Source organism: Micromonospora sp. NPDC003197 (genome assembly GCF_053590565.1).
On sequence record NZ_JBSFTE010000034.1, the window covers coordinates 36,124 to 49,473 of the forward strand.

Genomic DNA, 13,350 nt, shown 5'->3' on the forward strand with positions numbered 1-13,350 from the left:
GGCTGTCACCCATCACAATCGCAGGGTGGGGGCGTTTGATGGGGGCACGGCGTGGCGTTCGGCTGTGCCGGGGATAGCTGCGTCGGGAGGTTCGATGGAGGCCGCCGTACTGCGGAACTCCGTACCCCCGGGCCGGGCCGTGCCCTTCTTCAGTTTCGTCTGGACGGTCGTCGGCCTGGCGGCGCTGCTGTGTGTCGCGCCGCTGCTGCGGCTGCCCGAGCAGATCCCGGACCTGCCGGTGGCGTTCTGGACGATGGCCGCGCTGGCCCTGGTCGCCGACGCCAGACCCTTCACCCCACCCGGCCACCGGCAGAGCCCGGCCGTCTTCCCCTCGGTCTGCTTCACCTTCGCGATCCTGCTGGTCTGGGGACTCGGCCCAGCCGTGGCGGTACAGGCCGGGGCGGTCGTCGTCTCCAGTTGGCGGATGCGCCACGCGGTGTGGCGGATGATCTTCAATATCGCCCAGTACGCCGTCGGGCTCGCCGCCGCCAGCGCGATCACCGGACGCATCACGGACACCGCGTTCCGCACGGCGGTGAACCCCCGCTGGACCGACGTGCTCCTGGTGGTGGGCGCGGCGGCGGTCTGGTTCCTCATCACGTACGGCTGCGTCAGCATCGCCCTCTGGCTGCGCTTCGGCGGCGCCTGGTGGCCGCACTTCCGCCACCCGCTCGCCTTCGAACTGGTCTCCACCGGCTCGTTGCTGCTGCTCAGCCCGGTATTGGTGGCGGCGGCGGAGGCCAGCGCGACGTTGATCCCGCTGGTCGTCGTGCCGCTCTTCGCGGTCTACCGGATGTCCCGGCTCTCCAGCGAGCAGGAACGACTGACCCGGCTGGACCCTCTCACCGGACTGGTCAACCGCAAGGCGTTGCGCACCGAGGTGACCGAGCAGCTGCGCGTGCACGCCGAGCAGGCGGCCAAGAGCGGCCCGGACGCCCAACTGGCCCTACTGTTGCTCGACCTCGACCGGTTCAAGCACGTCAACGACGCCCTGGGGCACGGGGTGGGTGACCGGCTGCTGGTGGAGGTGGCCCACCGGCTCACGGCGACGGTACGAAGTCAGGACGTGGTGGCCCGGCTCGGCGGCGACGAGTTCGCCATCCTGTTCACCCGACTGCGCAACATCGAGGAGGCGCGGCAACTCGCCGAGCAGGTGGTGGGCGCACTGGCCGAACCGGTCGCCCTCGACGGGTTGCCGCTGGACGTGGGCGGTTCCATCGGCATCGCCCTCTATCCCGAGCACGGCGAGGACTTCGCCACCCTCATGCGGCACGCGGACGTCGCCATGTACGACGCCAAGCACCAGGGCGATCCCATCGCCGTCTACGCCCCCGAGTCCGACCACAACTCGCCGGAGCGACTGAGCCTCCTGGCCGACCTGCGGCGGGTGCTGGACAACCGTCCTGCGCTCGCCGACGGCCCGCCCGGCTACCCCGCTGCTGTTCCGGCGGCGGCCGCCCCAGCGGGTACGGAGACGGAGGGGACCACGTCGGCCACCGACCGCGCACCGGCAGCGTCGGCCGAGGTCACCGGGCCGGCTCCGGCGTTCGATACGACGGCCCCAATATTCGACACGCCGAGCGAGGCCACCATCGTGCCGAGTTCCGTGGCGAGCATCCTCGGCGCGGCCAACCGGCCGGCGACCGACCCGGCAGCGGCCGCCACGCGGTACAACGGTGCGCTCCCGGGCAGCGGCGGCGGTCCACTGCCGGAGGTGACCGGTGCTCCGATGGCGGACGTGACCGGTCCACTGGCGGAGGTGACCGGCCCGGTGGTGGGCGGGGATGGCGCGGCCGCCGACAGCCCCGGCACCAGCACAGACGCGGTCGGTGGGGGCGACGTCGGTGAGATCACCATGTACTACCAGCCACAGATCGCCATCGACACCGGGGAGGTCGTGGGCGTCGAGGCGCTACTGCGTTGGCGGCACCCCCGCCGGGGCATGGTCGACCCGGAGGAACTGATCCGGGTCGCCGAGCAGAGCGCGGTGATGCGACTGCTGACCCGGCGGGTCGTGGACGACGTGGTGGAGCAACTCGCCCAGTGGTCCGCCGCCGGGTTGCATCTGCGGGCCGCCCTCAACGTCAGCGTGCGCGACCTGCACACCGGAGAGATCGCCGACCAGATCGCCGAGCGGCTGGCCCGCTTCCAGGTCAGTCCGGCACAACTCCAACTGGAGATCACCGAGGGCGCGTTGATGGCCGACCCGCGTCGGGTGCTGGCCACCATCTCCCGGCTCGACAAGATCGGCGTGGCGATCGCGCTGGACGACTTCGGCACCGGGTACTCCTCCATGCAGCACCTGCGCCGGTTGCCCCTGGCCGAGGTGAAGGTGGACCGGTCGTTCGTACTCGGGATGGCGACCGACGCCGACGACGCCGCCATCGTCCGATCGGTGATCGAACTGGCTCGGGCCCTCAATCTGCGGGTGGTGGCCGAGGGCGTGGAGGACGAGGCCACCTGGCGGCTGCTACACGCGGCTGGCTGTCATGTCGCCCAGGGCTGGTTCTTTGCCCGACCGATGCCGGCGTCCGAGCTGGTGACCTGGCTGGGTCGGTACCGGCCGCTGAAGCCCACGCCGATCCAGGAACTCTCCGCCCGACACCGAACCCGGAGCTGAACCAGCCCACCCGATTCGGGGGAGTCGGCGGCGCATCGCCCGTCGGCCACAAATAGACTCGCTCAGGTCACGGCGGCCGGGCACGACCCGACCGCTCGCCGGCACGTCCGGCATGACATCCGCACGCTAGGCATGAAGGGGGCACCGATGGCCGCCATCTCCCGCGAGGAGGTCGCGCACCTGGCGCGCCTGTCGCGGCTCGCCGTCACCGAGGAGGAGCTGGCGACCTTCGCCGGCCAACTCGACGTGATCCTCCAGGCGGTCGCCCGGGTCGGCGAGGTAACCGCCGGGGACATCCCGCCCACCTCGCACTCGGTGCCGCTGACCAACGTACTGCGCGACGACGTCGTGGTGCCGGGCCTGACCCCGGCCGAGGCGCTCTCCGGCGCCCCGGACGCCGAGGAGCAGCGCTTCCGGGTGCCCCGCATCCTGGACGAGGAGGCCTGAGTTTCATGAGCGAGCGGAGCGGAGTGCCGGCATGACCGACCTGACCAGGATGACCGCGGCGGAGATCGCCGACGTCGTCGCCTCCGGCGAAGCCTCGGCCGTCGAGGTGACCCAGGCCCACCTCGACCGGATCACCGCCGTCGAGGACCGGGTGCACGCCTTCCTGCACGTCGACACCGAGGGTGCGCTGGCCGCCGCCCGCGCCGTCGACGCCCGCCGGGCTGCCGGCGAGGAACTCGGCCCGCTGGCCGGGGTGCCGGTCGCGGTCAAGGACGTACTCACCACGAAGGGCGTACCGACCACGGTCGGCTCGCGCATCCTCGAAGGCTGGCGTCCGCCGTACGACTCGACCATCGTCGAACGACTGCGGGCCGCCGGCACGGTGATGCTCGGCAAGACCAACATGGACGAGTTCGCGATGGGCTCCTCCACCGAATACTCGGCGTACGGGCCGACGTACAACCCGTGGGACCTGACCCGGATCCCGGGCGGCTCAGGTGGCGGCAGCGCCGCTGCGGTGGCCGCCTACGAGGCTCCGCTGGCGATCGGCTCCGACACCGGTGGCTCGATCCGGCAGCCGGGCGCGGTCACCGGCACCGTCGGGGCGAAGCCGACGTACGGCGGCACCTCCCGCTACGGCCTGGTGGCGTTCTCGTCGTCGCTGGACACCCCCGGCCCGTGCTCGCGTACCGTGCTCGACTCGGCGCTGCTGCACGCGGTGATCGGCGGGCACGACCCGCGCGACTCCACCTCGATCCCGCAGCCGGTGCCGGACGTCGTGGCGGCGGCCAAGGCCGGCGCGACCGGCGACCTCAGCGGCGTACGCCTGGGCGTGGTGACCGAGTTCTCCGGCGAGGGTTCCGAGCCGGGGGTGCTGGCCGCCTTCCACGAGTCGATCGACACGCTGCGTAAGCTGGGTGCCGAGATCGTCGAGGTGTCCTGCCCGCACTTCGAGTACGCGCTGCCGGCCTACTACCTGATCGCGCCGAGCGAGTGCTCCTCCAACCTGGCCCGCTTCGACGGGGTCCGGTTCGGGCTGCGCACCGGCGACGACGGCAACCGGTCGCTGGAGGAGGTCATGTCGCTGACCCGGGAGGCCGGCTTCGGGCCCGAGGTCAAGCGCCGGATCATCCTCGGCACCTACGCCCTGTCGTCGGGCTACTACGACGCCTACTACGGGCAGGCGCAGAAGGTGCGGACCCTGATCACCCGCGACTTCACCGCCGCCTTCGAGCAGGTGGACGCGCTGATCTCGCCGACCACGCCGTTCGTGGCGTTCCCGATGGGGGCCCGCACCGACGACCCGTACCAGATGTACCTGGCGGACCTGTTCACCATTCCGACCAACCTGTACGGCGGCCCGGCCATCTCGGTGCCGTGCGGATTGTCGGAAGGGCTGCCGGTCGGCCTGCAGATCATGGCTCCGACGATGGCCGACGACCGGATGTACCGGATCGCCGCCGCGCTGGAGTCCGCTGTCGGCACCCTCACCCCACCGGCCCTGTAGAGCCTGCGGCATGCTCACCCGGATCGAGATCGACGGGTTCAAGTCCTTCCGGAACTTCGAGTTGGACGTCCCGCCGTTTCTCGTGATCATCGGGCGAAACGCCGCTGGCAAGTCCAACCTGTTCGACGCCATCCAGTTCCTCAGCCGGCTGGCGGGCGAGCCGGTGCTGGAGGCTGCCCAGCACATGCGCGGCGACATGGTCGACCTGTTCCATCGGCACACCGATGGCAGCCAGGTCGACCGGATGTCGTTCGCGGTGGAGGTGCTGCTGGACCGGTCGGTCACCGACGCCTTCGGTGACACGGTTGAGGTGAACCACTCGCGGCTCCGCTACGAGCTGGAGATCGAGCTGCGCTCGGCCAGCCACAGCGGAGCCAAGCGGCCGTACGTCGTCCGGGAGCGGGTGGAACGGCTCCAGAAGGCCGATGACCGGTGGATGGCGCGGCCGGAGGTGGAGCAGTGGAAACAACTGGCGGTGTATCACGGCGGCGGCACGGATCTGCTGGAGACGGAGCAGGACGACCAGGGCCGGCCGGTGTTCAGCATTCGGCAGCAGGGAAACCAGGGGCGCAAACGTAAGCTGCCGGCGAGCGCCGCGACCGCGACGGTGCTCTCCAGCCTCACCACCGCCACCGACTTTCCCCTGCTCTACGCGCTGAAGCGGGAGCTGCAGTCGTGGCGGTTACTGCATCTCGACCCAAGCGCTCTTCGTACGCCCGACTCGTACGACGACCCGGACAGTCTGGCGGCGAACGGCGCGCACCTGGCCAACACCCTGCGGAGGCTGGCGGACGAGACCGGCAGCGAGGACCGGCCCGAGGGGGCGTTGAACGACCTCTCGGCCGATCTGGCCGCCGTCATTCCCGGCGTTACCCGGGTGCAGCTCACCGAGGACGATGCGCGCCGGCAGCGTCAGGTGGAGGTGGTCACCCGGGAAGAGGCACCGTTCTCGGCCCGAGTCGCCTCCGACGGTACGCTTCGGGCGATCGCCCTGCTGGCCGCGCTCTACGATCCGCGGGGTGCGGGGCTGATCTGCTTCGAGGAGCCGGAGAACGGGATCTTCCCACAGCGGCTGGCGCAGTTCGTTCGATACCTTAGGACCCTGGTCAATCGCGCTCCGGCTAACAAGACGGACGGGTCGGCCCTGACCCAACTCATTCTCAGCAGCCACTCGCCGGCCATCCTGCGTGCACTGGAGCCGGCGCAGTCCGCGCTGCGCCCCGACGCGGTTTTCCTGGATGTGGTGACCCGGGTTCAGCGCGGTGAGCCCCGGAGCCGGGTCAGCCGTTTTCGGTTTATTGGTGGTGAGCGACAACTCACGATTGATGACGAGTTCGACGTCGGCAAGGTGGTTGGCCGGACGGAGATCGAGGAGTTCGAGGTTCTGGCGGAGCTGGACGACTGATGCGCTATCTGACCTCCGCACTGGTCTCGGAAGGCGTCACGGATGACCAGTTTTTGCCGAGGCTGCTCGGTCGGGCACTGACCGAGCTGTGTCTGTCCGAGTTCGACGAATCGGTCGATGTGGCGGATGTCCAGCCGCTGCGGGACCGGAGGGGCCCCTCTCCGGTCAGGGACATCGTCCAGCTCATCGAGCGGAACGCTGGTAGCTTCTCCGTCGTCTTCTTCCATCATGACCAGGGGGCGAACCCCGACCGGGTGGCGAACGAATGGCTGCAGCCGCTGCGCGAACGGTGGGGAGACCGCGCCGAGCAGTTGGTCGCGGTCGTCCCGATCCGGGAGACGGAGGCGTGGCTGCTGGCGGACGGAGACGCGTTGCGCCGTGCGCTCGGGGTGCGGTGGAGCGACGCCGAGATGGGGCTACCCGCGCATCCGAAGGAGGTCGAGCGGATTGCTGACCCCAAGCGGGTGCTGAATGCTGTGATGCGTCGAGTGCGCCGCTCGACTGAGGATCATTACGCCCAACTGGGCGAGCTGGTCTCGTTGGAGCGGCTGAGTCTGGTTCCTGCCTATGCCCAGTGGTGGAACGACTCGGCAGTGGCGCTGTCAAAGCTGGGCTATCGCCGGATCTGACGGACCGGAAGCCGCGACGTCGCCCGAGGTGAGCCCCGGCTTATCGGCCCTCGGTGTCGCGGACCAGCAGCGCTGCCTGGACTCGGTTGGCGCAGTCGAGCTTGGTCAGGATGCGGCTTACGTAGGTCTTGATGGTCGTCTCGCTCATGTGCAGTCGCCGGCCGATCTCGGCATTGGACAGGCCCTCGGCCACCAGACGTACGACCTCCACCTCACGGGACGTCAAGGCGTTCAGCCGATCACCGGCCTCCTGCCGGCGTCGGGCGGTCTTCGGCGTGACCATGCCGAGCACCAGGCGGGTCACCGCTGGGGAGAGGTAGGCGTCGCCAGCGTGTGCCGCCTGGACCGCGCGGATCAGCTCGTGTGGCGTGCAGTTCTTGAGCACGAATCCTGCCGCGCTGTGCTGGAGGGCGTGCAGCACGTTCGGTTCCGCGCCGAACGACGTCAGCACCACCACCCGCAGCGCGGGTACCTGTCGACGTAGCTCCTCGATCGTGCCCAGCCCGTCCAGGACCGGCATCTTCAGGTCGATCAGCGCCACGTCGACCCGGTGCCGGATTGCCTCCGTCACGGCCGCCCGACCGTTCTCCGCCTCGGCGATGACGGTGATGTCCGGCGCGGACTCCAGCACGGTACGGATGCCGGCCCGGATCAGGGGTTCGTCGTCGGCGACCAGCACCCTGATCACTTAGCCCACCCCCACCAGGAGCGTCGCGGGCAGGACCACGAACATCAGCGCTGCGGCGGCGATCCCGACGGCGACCGTACGGAAGCGGTCGACCGGGGATGGATGGCTGACCTCGTCGACTGGCTGGTCTGCGGCACCGGGCGGTACGGCGGGCAGCATCGCGTAGAGCCGGAAGACCCCGTCGGCCAGGCGGTGATCCAGGAACCCGCCGGCGGGTAGTACCCGCTCGCTCAACCCGGTCAGACCGTGACCGGCACCCGGTGTGGGCGGCGAGTCTGTCAGCGGATTGGTGATGGTGAGCAGTAGCGCGTCCGGCTCCCACCCGACGTTTACCGTGATCAGTCGACCCGGGGCGTGTTTGACGGCGTTGGTCAGCCCTTCCTCGACCACCCGGTATGCCGCCTGCCCGGCCGCTGTCGACAGTGGGCGTGGCTCGCCGTGTTGGTGCAGCGCCACGGACACCCCGGCCGCCTGGAACTCCGCCACCAGTCGGCCGATCGCCGGGACGCCCGGCGCTCCGGCGAGCGCATCGTCCGGTTCCCGTAGCGCCCCCACCAGTTGGTACAGCTCGTCCATCGCCCCGCGCGTCGCGGTCGCCAGTTGGCGGACCGCCTGCTGTTGCCGTGGCGGCAGTTCCGACACCTCCAACGCGGCTGCCTGGACCGATACCAGGCTGAGCCGGTGGCCGAGCGAGTCGTGCATGTCCCGGGCGATCCGTAGCCGCTCGCTGAGCCGTTCCCGTTCGGCGATGATCTCCTGCTCCCGGCGGAGCTGCCGGTTGTTCCGGCCGAGCGCCGACACCAGCCGCTCGTGCTGCCCGAGATATCCGCCGACCAGCAGGGGCAGCACGACGAACACGAGGAACGTGGCAACGGCGGGCCCGATCGCCTGCGGTTGCCCGCCCCGGGCCACGAACTGGGTGCCGAGCCCTCCGACCGCCGCCCCGACGATCACGGCGATGCCGGTTCGGGACACGATCGACCGCCCGGCCTGGTAGGCGGCCCAGAGCAGGAGGACGTACGTAGCGCCGGTCAGTGTGGCGAGCACCAGTGCGGCCACGAACGCGGCCGTGGGGCTGCGATATCGCAGAACGATCACCAGCGCGACGGCCAGCGCGTATCCCGCGACGGCAGCCGGGGGCAGGCTGTCAGTGTGCGTGGCCGCCAGCAGCCAGGTGTCCACGGCGACCACGAGGGCGGCGAGAAGATGTTTGCCCACGCCTAGCAGGCTAGATGGACAGCCGGACTACTCTGCAGCGAGCGGCGTGAATCGTTCGGTGCCGGTGACCCGCAGCAGGTCGAGTGCCAAACTCTCGGCCGTGCCCGGCGCGGCCGAATAGACGATGAGCGTCTGGTCGGCGTCCGGCACCAGGAGGGCGTCGCAGTCGAGGGTGAGAGTGCCGAGCGTGGGGTGCAGGATGGTCGTGGTGGTGCCCCGCAACCGCTCCGATCGCGCAGCTCGCCACAGCTCGTCGAAGCGTTCACTGCCGGAGCGCAGATCGGCGATCAGGCGCCTGAGCCGGGGGTCGTCGGGGTAGCGCGATTGGGCGCTGCGCAGGCAGCCGACACAGTGGGGGGCCGTGGCTGCCTCCTCCTGTTCGGTCAACCTCGTCCGGTCCGGATCGGTGCCGAGGAACCGCTGTCGGATCAGATTGCGGTGGGCGGGTGGCCATCGGGAGAAGTCGCCGAGGAGCGCCGCAGCGAGCGGGTTCCAAGCGAGGACGTCGGAGGCGGCCGACAACACCAGAGCGGGCAGGTCCGACATCCGGTCCAGCAGTCTCAGCACGCTGGGACGGATCAGCATCGGCACCCGCCCAGCCTGCGGTGGCTCGGATCCGGCCAGCCGGAACACCAGGTCGCGGTCGCTGTCACTGAGGCGCAGTGCCCGGGTCAGCGCGCCGAGCACCTGACTGGAGGGGCGCGGCCCACGGCCCTGCTCGAGCCGGACCACGTAGTCGACGCTGACCCCAGCCAGTTGCGCCACCTCCTCGCGGCGTAGCCCCGGCACCTGCCGGCGTCGGCCGGTCGGGAGGCCGACGTCGTCCGGCCTTACCCGGGTACGGGCGGTGCGTAGCACTGCGGCCAGTTCGGCTCGATCCACCTCCCCATCCTGCCGCAGAGCCGAACCCGCGGGGTGGTACCGCCGGTCCCATGCCTCGGCAGCCCTGGCGGGCCGCCGAGGTGGCGGCGACGCTGTTCGGCATGACAGCAACGACGACCGCGCTGGTCACCGGCGCGAACAAGGGTTTGGGGCGCGAGACGGTACGTCGGCTCGCGGGGCTGGGCTGGCGGGTCTTCCTCGCCGCCCGGGACGCGACACTTGGCACCGCTGCTGCGGCGGAGCTGGCCGCCGACGGCCACGACGTGAGGTTCGTTCCGCTCGACGTGACTTCGGAGGAGTCCGTCACCGCCGCCGCCGAACTGGTGCGGGGCCAGGTTGGGCGGCTGGACGTGCTGGTGAACAACGCCGGGATCGGTGGAGTGAACAACACTCCGGACGAGACTCGCGCCGAGGATCTGCATGAGGTGTTCGAGGTGAATGTGTACGGGCCGGTCCGGGTGACCCGTGCCTTCCTGCCGCTGCTACGCGCCGCCGAGCGCCCCCGAATCGTCATGGTGTCCAGCGGGATGGGGTCGGTCGCCACCGTTACCCACCCGGAGCTGGGTGCGTTGGTCTCCCCGGCCCTCGCCTACCCTGCGTCGAAGGCCGCACTGAACATGATCACCACCCAGTACGCCCGCGCGTTGACCGATGTGAAGATCAACGCAGTCGATCCCGGCTACACCGCCACCGATCTGACCGACCACAAAGGCTTCCAGACGGTGACGGACGGAACCGACGCGATCGTACGACTGGCCAGCGTCGGCTCGGCCGGGCCCACCGGCGGCTTCTTCGACCGTACGGGTCCGGCCCCCTGGTGACCGGCGGCGCAGGAGAGGAGAGCACCATGGCAGCCAGTGAGGCGCGCGGGGGCAGTGACATCCTGTCGATCGGGCTGCACCCGAGCGCCGTCGACTATCACCGGCACCCCGGTCTGGACGAGGCGACCCTGACCGCCCGGATCGAGGCCGGCGAGGCCGCGCTGCGCGAGGCCGGGTTCGACTTCGCCTCGTGCCAGGTGCCGTCGGCACCCGACGAGGCCGAGGCAAGGGTGCGTGAGTGCGCCGCCGCCGGGCCGTTCCGGGTCGCGATGATCGGAGCAGGCGTACGGATGGCCCCGGAGCACACGCTGCTGTTCGAACGGCTCGTGAACGTCCTGACCGAGATCCAGCCCGGGATCAGATTCTGCTTCAACACGTCGCCGGAGGGCACGATCGACGCGTTGCGCCGCTGGGGGCGACAGCGGCAGGGCAGTCAGTAACCCGCGTCCGACCACCTGGCGCAAGCGGATCAACTTTGGCGACGGCGACCGACAACCTTCGAGGACTGCCCCCGCCCGGCCCGATCCATAGCGTTGATCCGGTGATGGAAGTGCAGAATCTCAGCAAACGGTACGGGAGCACGGTCGCCGTGGACGGGCTCACCTTCTCCGTACGGCCCGGCCAGGTGACCGGGTTTCTCGGGCCGAACGGCGCCGGTAAGTCCACCACGATGCGGATGATGCTGGAGCTCGACCGGCCGACCAGCGGTCAGGTACTGGTCGGTGGTACGCGCTACCGGCACCTGACGGAACCGCTGCGCCGGGTCGGCGCGCTGTTGGAGGCCGGGGCGGTGCATCCGGGCCGCAGCGCGTACCACCATCTGCTGTGGCTGGCGCAGAGCAACCGGATCCCGAAGGCCCGGGTGTGGGAGGTCCTGGAGCTGGTCGGCCTGACCGATGTGGCGCAGAAGCGGGTCAAGGGGTTCTCACTCGGCATGGGGCAGCGACTCGGCATCGCCGCCGCGCTGCTCGGCGATCCGCCGGTGCTGCTGTTCGACGAGCCGGTCAACGGGCTGGATCCGGAGGGCGTGCTCTGGATCCGGCACCTGATGAAGGGGCTGGCTGCCGAGGGGCGCACAGTCTTTGTCTCCAGTCACCTGATGAGCGAGATGGCGCTCACCGCGACGCATCTCATCGTGATCGGCCGTGGCCGGCTCCTCGCCGACACCACCGTCGACGACTTCATAACGGCCCACGCCCGCTCGTACGTCCGGATCCGTACGCCGGAGCCGGAGCGGATGCGTGACGTGCTGACGGCGGCCGGCATTCCGGTGCGGCCGGCGACGGACGGCACGTTGGAGAGTCACGGGGCGGAGGCCGCGAGGATCGGCGAGTTGGCGGCGGCGCACGGTCTGATCGTCCACGAGGTCAGCACCCAGTCGGCCACGCTGGAGGAGGCGTTCATGCGGCTCACCGGGGACACCGTCGAGTACCGGGCCGTCGGAGGGCAGCGATGAGCGCCGGCGCGGTCCTCACCGCCGAATGGACCAAGATCCGGACTGTCCGGTCTACCAACTGGACCCTGCTGCTGGGCTTCGCTCTCTGCGTCGGCCTCGCTGCCCTGTTCGGGCTCAGCTTCCGTAACCCTTCGCCAACCGGGTCGACGTACTTCGACCCGCTCTTCGCCACGTTCTACAGCCTCACTCTCGGCCAACTCGCCCTGGTGGCGTTCGCGGTGCTCGTGGTCGGCAGCGAGTACGGCTCCGGCACGATCCGCGCGTCGCTGGCGGCGGTGCCCCGCCGGGGCCTGTTCTACACCGGCAAGGTGCTTGCCGCCGCACTGCTGGTGGCGGGCGTCTCGCTGGTTACCGTGCTGGTCACCTTCTTCGTGGCGCAGGCGGCGCTCGGCCCGCGCGGTACGACCCTCGGCGCGGATGGCGTGCCGCAGGCGATCGTCGGCGCGTGGCTCTATCTGACGCTGATCTGCCTGTTCGCCATGGGGGTGGCGGCGATGCTGCGCAGCTCGGCACTGTCGCTCGGGATTCTGATTCCGCTGCTCTTCCTCGGCGGGCAGGGGCTCGGCAACATTCCGAAGCTGAAGACCGTGACACAGTTCCTGCCGGACCAGGCGGGTTGGGTGATCATGCACCTGGCCGGTCCACCGGATGATCCCCGTTGGGCCCGCGCCTACGGCCCGTGGACCGGGCTGGGCATCGTTGCGCTCTGGGCCGCCGCTGCCCTCATCAGCGGCTACCTGGTGCTGCGTCGCCGCGATGCCTGAGGCGATCGCCGCGAACCCGGCCATCGCCGACAAGATCCGGGACGGCAGGGTGGTGGCGGCCGGTGCGCTGGTGGGTGCGATTGCGAAGACCATTCGGGTGCCCGCGATTACCGGCCAACGTTTTCGAGGTGCGTCGATTACTGTGTACGCCGTGACTGGGCCTGGGAAAACGGATCCGATGCGCGTGGTGCTCGGCACCGACACCGGCTACCCGTTGGGCTGACCGTGGCCACCGATTACCGGCTGCGCTACGAGAGCGCTCTCGCTGCCCACCTGGCACCGGGCGAGACCCTGATCGAGGCGCGCGAGGCGAAGCGCCCGCTGGGCCCGGCACCGGAGCAGCCCGTCCGGCCACCCGACCCACCGCCGAGCACCGGTGCGGCGGTCGGGGCCATGGCGGTGGTCGGCGTCCTGGTCAACGCTGCCGACGCGATCGACAACTTCGGCTCCGGTGGCCCGACGGACTGGCTGATGCGACTGCTCTTCGGCCGGGCCGCGCACGGCCGGCCGGAGTCGGTCGCGGGCAGTTGGGCCATGGTCGTCCCTACCGGCGACAAGCTGGTGGTCGCGGTGACCGACCGGCGGATGCTGGTGCTGAAGCTGACCGGCTTCGAACCGATCGTGGCGTTCGGGGAGCCGCCCGCGCCGGTGACACCCGAACGGGTGACGCTGCTGTGGTCGGTGTCGCGGGCGCAGGTGACCGGCGTGCGGCGTCGGCGGCACCGGTTGCACGGTGCCCGGCTGCGGGTGAATTTCCGCGACGACTCGTGGCTGGAGCTGACCGGGCCGGTCCTGCTGCGGCGCCGTGGTGCCGAGGCACTACGGGCCGCGCTGACCGGGTGAGCCGGGCGGCACGACGGAACGGCCCAAACCCCCGGCAGCCCGGCCGGGGCGAGCCACTAGGCTGGTGCTG

14 protein-coding genes are annotated in these 13,350 nt (G+C 70.3%); 11 read left to right on the forward strand and 3 right to left on the reverse strand.

Going from position 1 to position 13,350, the window contains the following annotated elements; all coding sequences use genetic code 11:
* The first annotated feature begins 94 nt into the window (after nt 1-94).
* The 5 genes from ACWDV4_RS27350 to ACWDV4_RS27370 all read left to right on the forward strand — a co-directional run bounded on the left by ACWDV4_RS27350 (nt 95) and on the right by ACWDV4_RS27370 (nt 6,608).
* Nucleotides 95-2,620 carry a putative bifunctional diguanylate cyclase/phosphodiesterase gene (locus ACWDV4_RS27350; protein ID WP_449984379.1) on the forward strand — a complete coding sequence of 842 codons (2,526 nt, stop codon included), beginning with the start codon at nt 95-97 and terminating at the stop codon, nt 2,618-2,620.
* Nucleotides 2,621-2,767: 147 nt separating this feature from the next.
* Complete coding sequence (gene gatC, locus ACWDV4_RS27355; RefSeq protein ID WP_184533776.1) at nt 2,768-3,067, forward strand: Asp-tRNA(Asn)/Glu-tRNA(Gln) amidotransferase subunit GatC; 300 nt, start codon at nt 2,768-2,770, stop codon at nt 3,065-3,067.
* Between the two features lie 31 nt (nt 3,068-3,098).
* Nucleotides 3,099-4,574 (forward strand): Asp-tRNA(Asn)/Glu-tRNA(Gln) amidotransferase subunit GatA, encoded by a 1,476-nt coding sequence (gene gatA / locus ACWDV4_RS27360; protein ID WP_449984383.1) that lies wholly within the window; start codon nt 3,099-3,101, stop codon nt 4,572-4,574.
* A gap of 10 nt (nt 4,575-4,584) precedes the next feature.
* A complete protein-coding gene (locus ACWDV4_RS27365) occupies nt 4,585-5,979 on the forward strand; it encodes an AAA family ATPase (protein ID WP_449984386.1) in 1,395 nt (464 codons plus the stop codon).
* Nucleotides 5,979-6,608: a DUF4276 family protein gene (locus ACWDV4_RS27370; RefSeq protein WP_449984389.1), complete on the forward strand. Its 630-nt coding sequence runs from the start codon at nt 5,979-5,981 to the stop codon at nt 6,606-6,608. The genes ACWDV4_RS27365 and ACWDV4_RS27370 overlap by 1 nt, the downstream gene beginning before the upstream one ends.
* A 40-nt stretch (nt 6,609-6,648) precedes the next feature.
* On the opposite strand, the gene ACWDV4_RS27375 is transcribed toward ACWDV4_RS27370, so the two are convergent.
* Genes ACWDV4_RS27375 through ACWDV4_RS27385 form a run of 3 tightly spaced genes read right to left on the reverse strand, consistent with a single transcriptional unit; the run spans nt 6,649 to nt 9,396 of the window.
* A complete protein-coding gene (locus ACWDV4_RS27375) occupies nt 6,649-7,296 on the reverse strand; it encodes a response regulator (protein ID WP_449984392.1) in 648 nt (215 codons plus the stop codon).
* Nucleotides 7,297-8,514, reverse strand: a complete 1,218-nt coding sequence (locus ACWDV4_RS27380) for a sensor histidine kinase (RefSeq protein WP_449984395.1) — start codon at nt 8,512-8,514, stop codon at nt 7,297-7,299.
* Nucleotides 8,515-8,541: 27 nt separating this feature from the next.
* The gene (locus ACWDV4_RS27385; RefSeq protein ID WP_449984398.1) at nt 8,542-9,396 is read right to left on the reverse strand and encodes a helix-turn-helix transcriptional regulator; all 855 of its coding nucleotides are present in this window, start codon (nt 9,394-9,396) and stop codon (nt 8,542-8,544) included.
* A 50-nt stretch (nt 9,397-9,446) separates the two neighbouring features.
* Here ACWDV4_RS27385 and ACWDV4_RS27390 point away from each other — a divergent pair, with 50 nt between their 5' ends.
* The 6 genes from ACWDV4_RS27390 (at nt 9,447) to ACWDV4_RS27415 (ending at nt 13,280) form a co-directional block, all read left to right on the forward strand.
* Entirely contained in the window at nt 9,447-10,217 is a 771-nt protein-coding gene (locus ACWDV4_RS27390) for an SDR family NAD(P)-dependent oxidoreductase (RefSeq protein WP_449984400.1), read from the forward strand.
* A gap of 26 nt (nt 10,218-10,243) precedes the next feature.
* Entirely contained in the window at nt 10,244-10,657 is a 414-nt protein-coding gene (locus ACWDV4_RS27395; RefSeq protein WP_449984403.1) for a hypothetical protein, read from the forward strand.
* A 101-nt stretch (nt 10,658-10,758) separates the two neighbouring features.
* A complete protein-coding gene (locus tag ACWDV4_RS27400) occupies nt 10,759-11,673 on the forward strand; it encodes an ABC transporter ATP-binding protein (protein ID WP_449984406.1) in 915 nt (304 codons plus the stop codon).
* The gene (locus ACWDV4_RS27405; RefSeq protein ID WP_449984409.1) at nt 11,670-12,437 is read left to right on the forward strand and encodes an ABC transporter permease; all 768 of its coding nucleotides are present in this window, start codon (nt 11,670-11,672) and stop codon (nt 12,435-12,437) included. Before ACWDV4_RS27400 ends, ACWDV4_RS27405 begins: the two co-directional genes overlap by 4 nt.
* Nucleotides 12,430-12,660, forward strand: a complete 231-nt coding sequence (locus ACWDV4_RS27410) for a hypothetical protein (protein WP_449984496.1) — start codon at nt 12,430-12,432, stop codon at nt 12,658-12,660. The genes ACWDV4_RS27405 and ACWDV4_RS27410 overlap by 8 nt, the downstream gene beginning before the upstream one ends.
* Before the next feature lie 2 nt (nt 12,661-12,662).
* On the forward strand, nt 12,663-13,280 hold the full coding sequence (locus ACWDV4_RS27415) for a hypothetical protein (protein ID WP_449984412.1): 618 nt from the start codon (nt 12,663-12,665) through the stop codon (nt 13,278-13,280).
* The last annotated feature ends 70 nt before the right edge of the window (nt 13,281-13,350 follow it).

What these genes read in the sequence shown, in the direction of transcription:
- ACWDV4_RS27350 (WP_449984379.1), top strand. Translation starts at nt 95, where the DNA reads ATGGAGGCCGCCGTACTGCGGAACTCCGTACCCCCGGGCCGGGCCGTG.
- ACWDV4_RS27365 (WP_449984386.1), top strand. Translation starts at nt 4,585, where the DNA reads ATGCTCACCCGGATCGAGATCGACGGGTTCAAGTCCTTCCGGAACTTC.
- ACWDV4_RS27395 (WP_449984403.1), top strand. Translation starts at nt 10,244, where the DNA reads ATGGCAGCCAGTGAGGCGCGCGGGGGCAGTGACATCCTGTCGATCGGG.
- ACWDV4_RS27405 (WP_449984409.1), top strand. Translation starts at nt 11,670, where the DNA reads ATGAGCGCCGGCGCGGTCCTCACCGCCGAATGGACCAAGATCCGGACT.
- ACWDV4_RS27370 (WP_449984389.1), top strand. Translation starts at nt 5,979, where the DNA reads ATGCGCTATCTGACCTCCGCACTGGTCTCGGAAGGCGTCACGGATGAC.
- ACWDV4_RS27390 (WP_449984400.1), top strand. Translation starts at nt 9,447, where the DNA reads ATGCCTCGGCAGCCCTGGCGGGCCGCCGAGGTGGCGGCGACGCTGTTC.
- gatC (WP_184533776.1), top strand. Translation starts at nt 2,768, where the DNA reads ATGGCCGCCATCTCCCGCGAGGAGGTCGCGCACCTGGCGCGCCTGTCG.
- gatA (WP_449984383.1), top strand. Translation starts at nt 3,099, where the DNA reads ATGACCGACCTGACCAGGATGACCGCGGCGGAGATCGCCGACGTCGTC.
- ACWDV4_RS27410 (WP_449984496.1), top strand. Translation starts at nt 12,430, where the DNA reads ATGCCTGAGGCGATCGCCGCGAACCCGGCCATCGCCGACAAGATCCGG.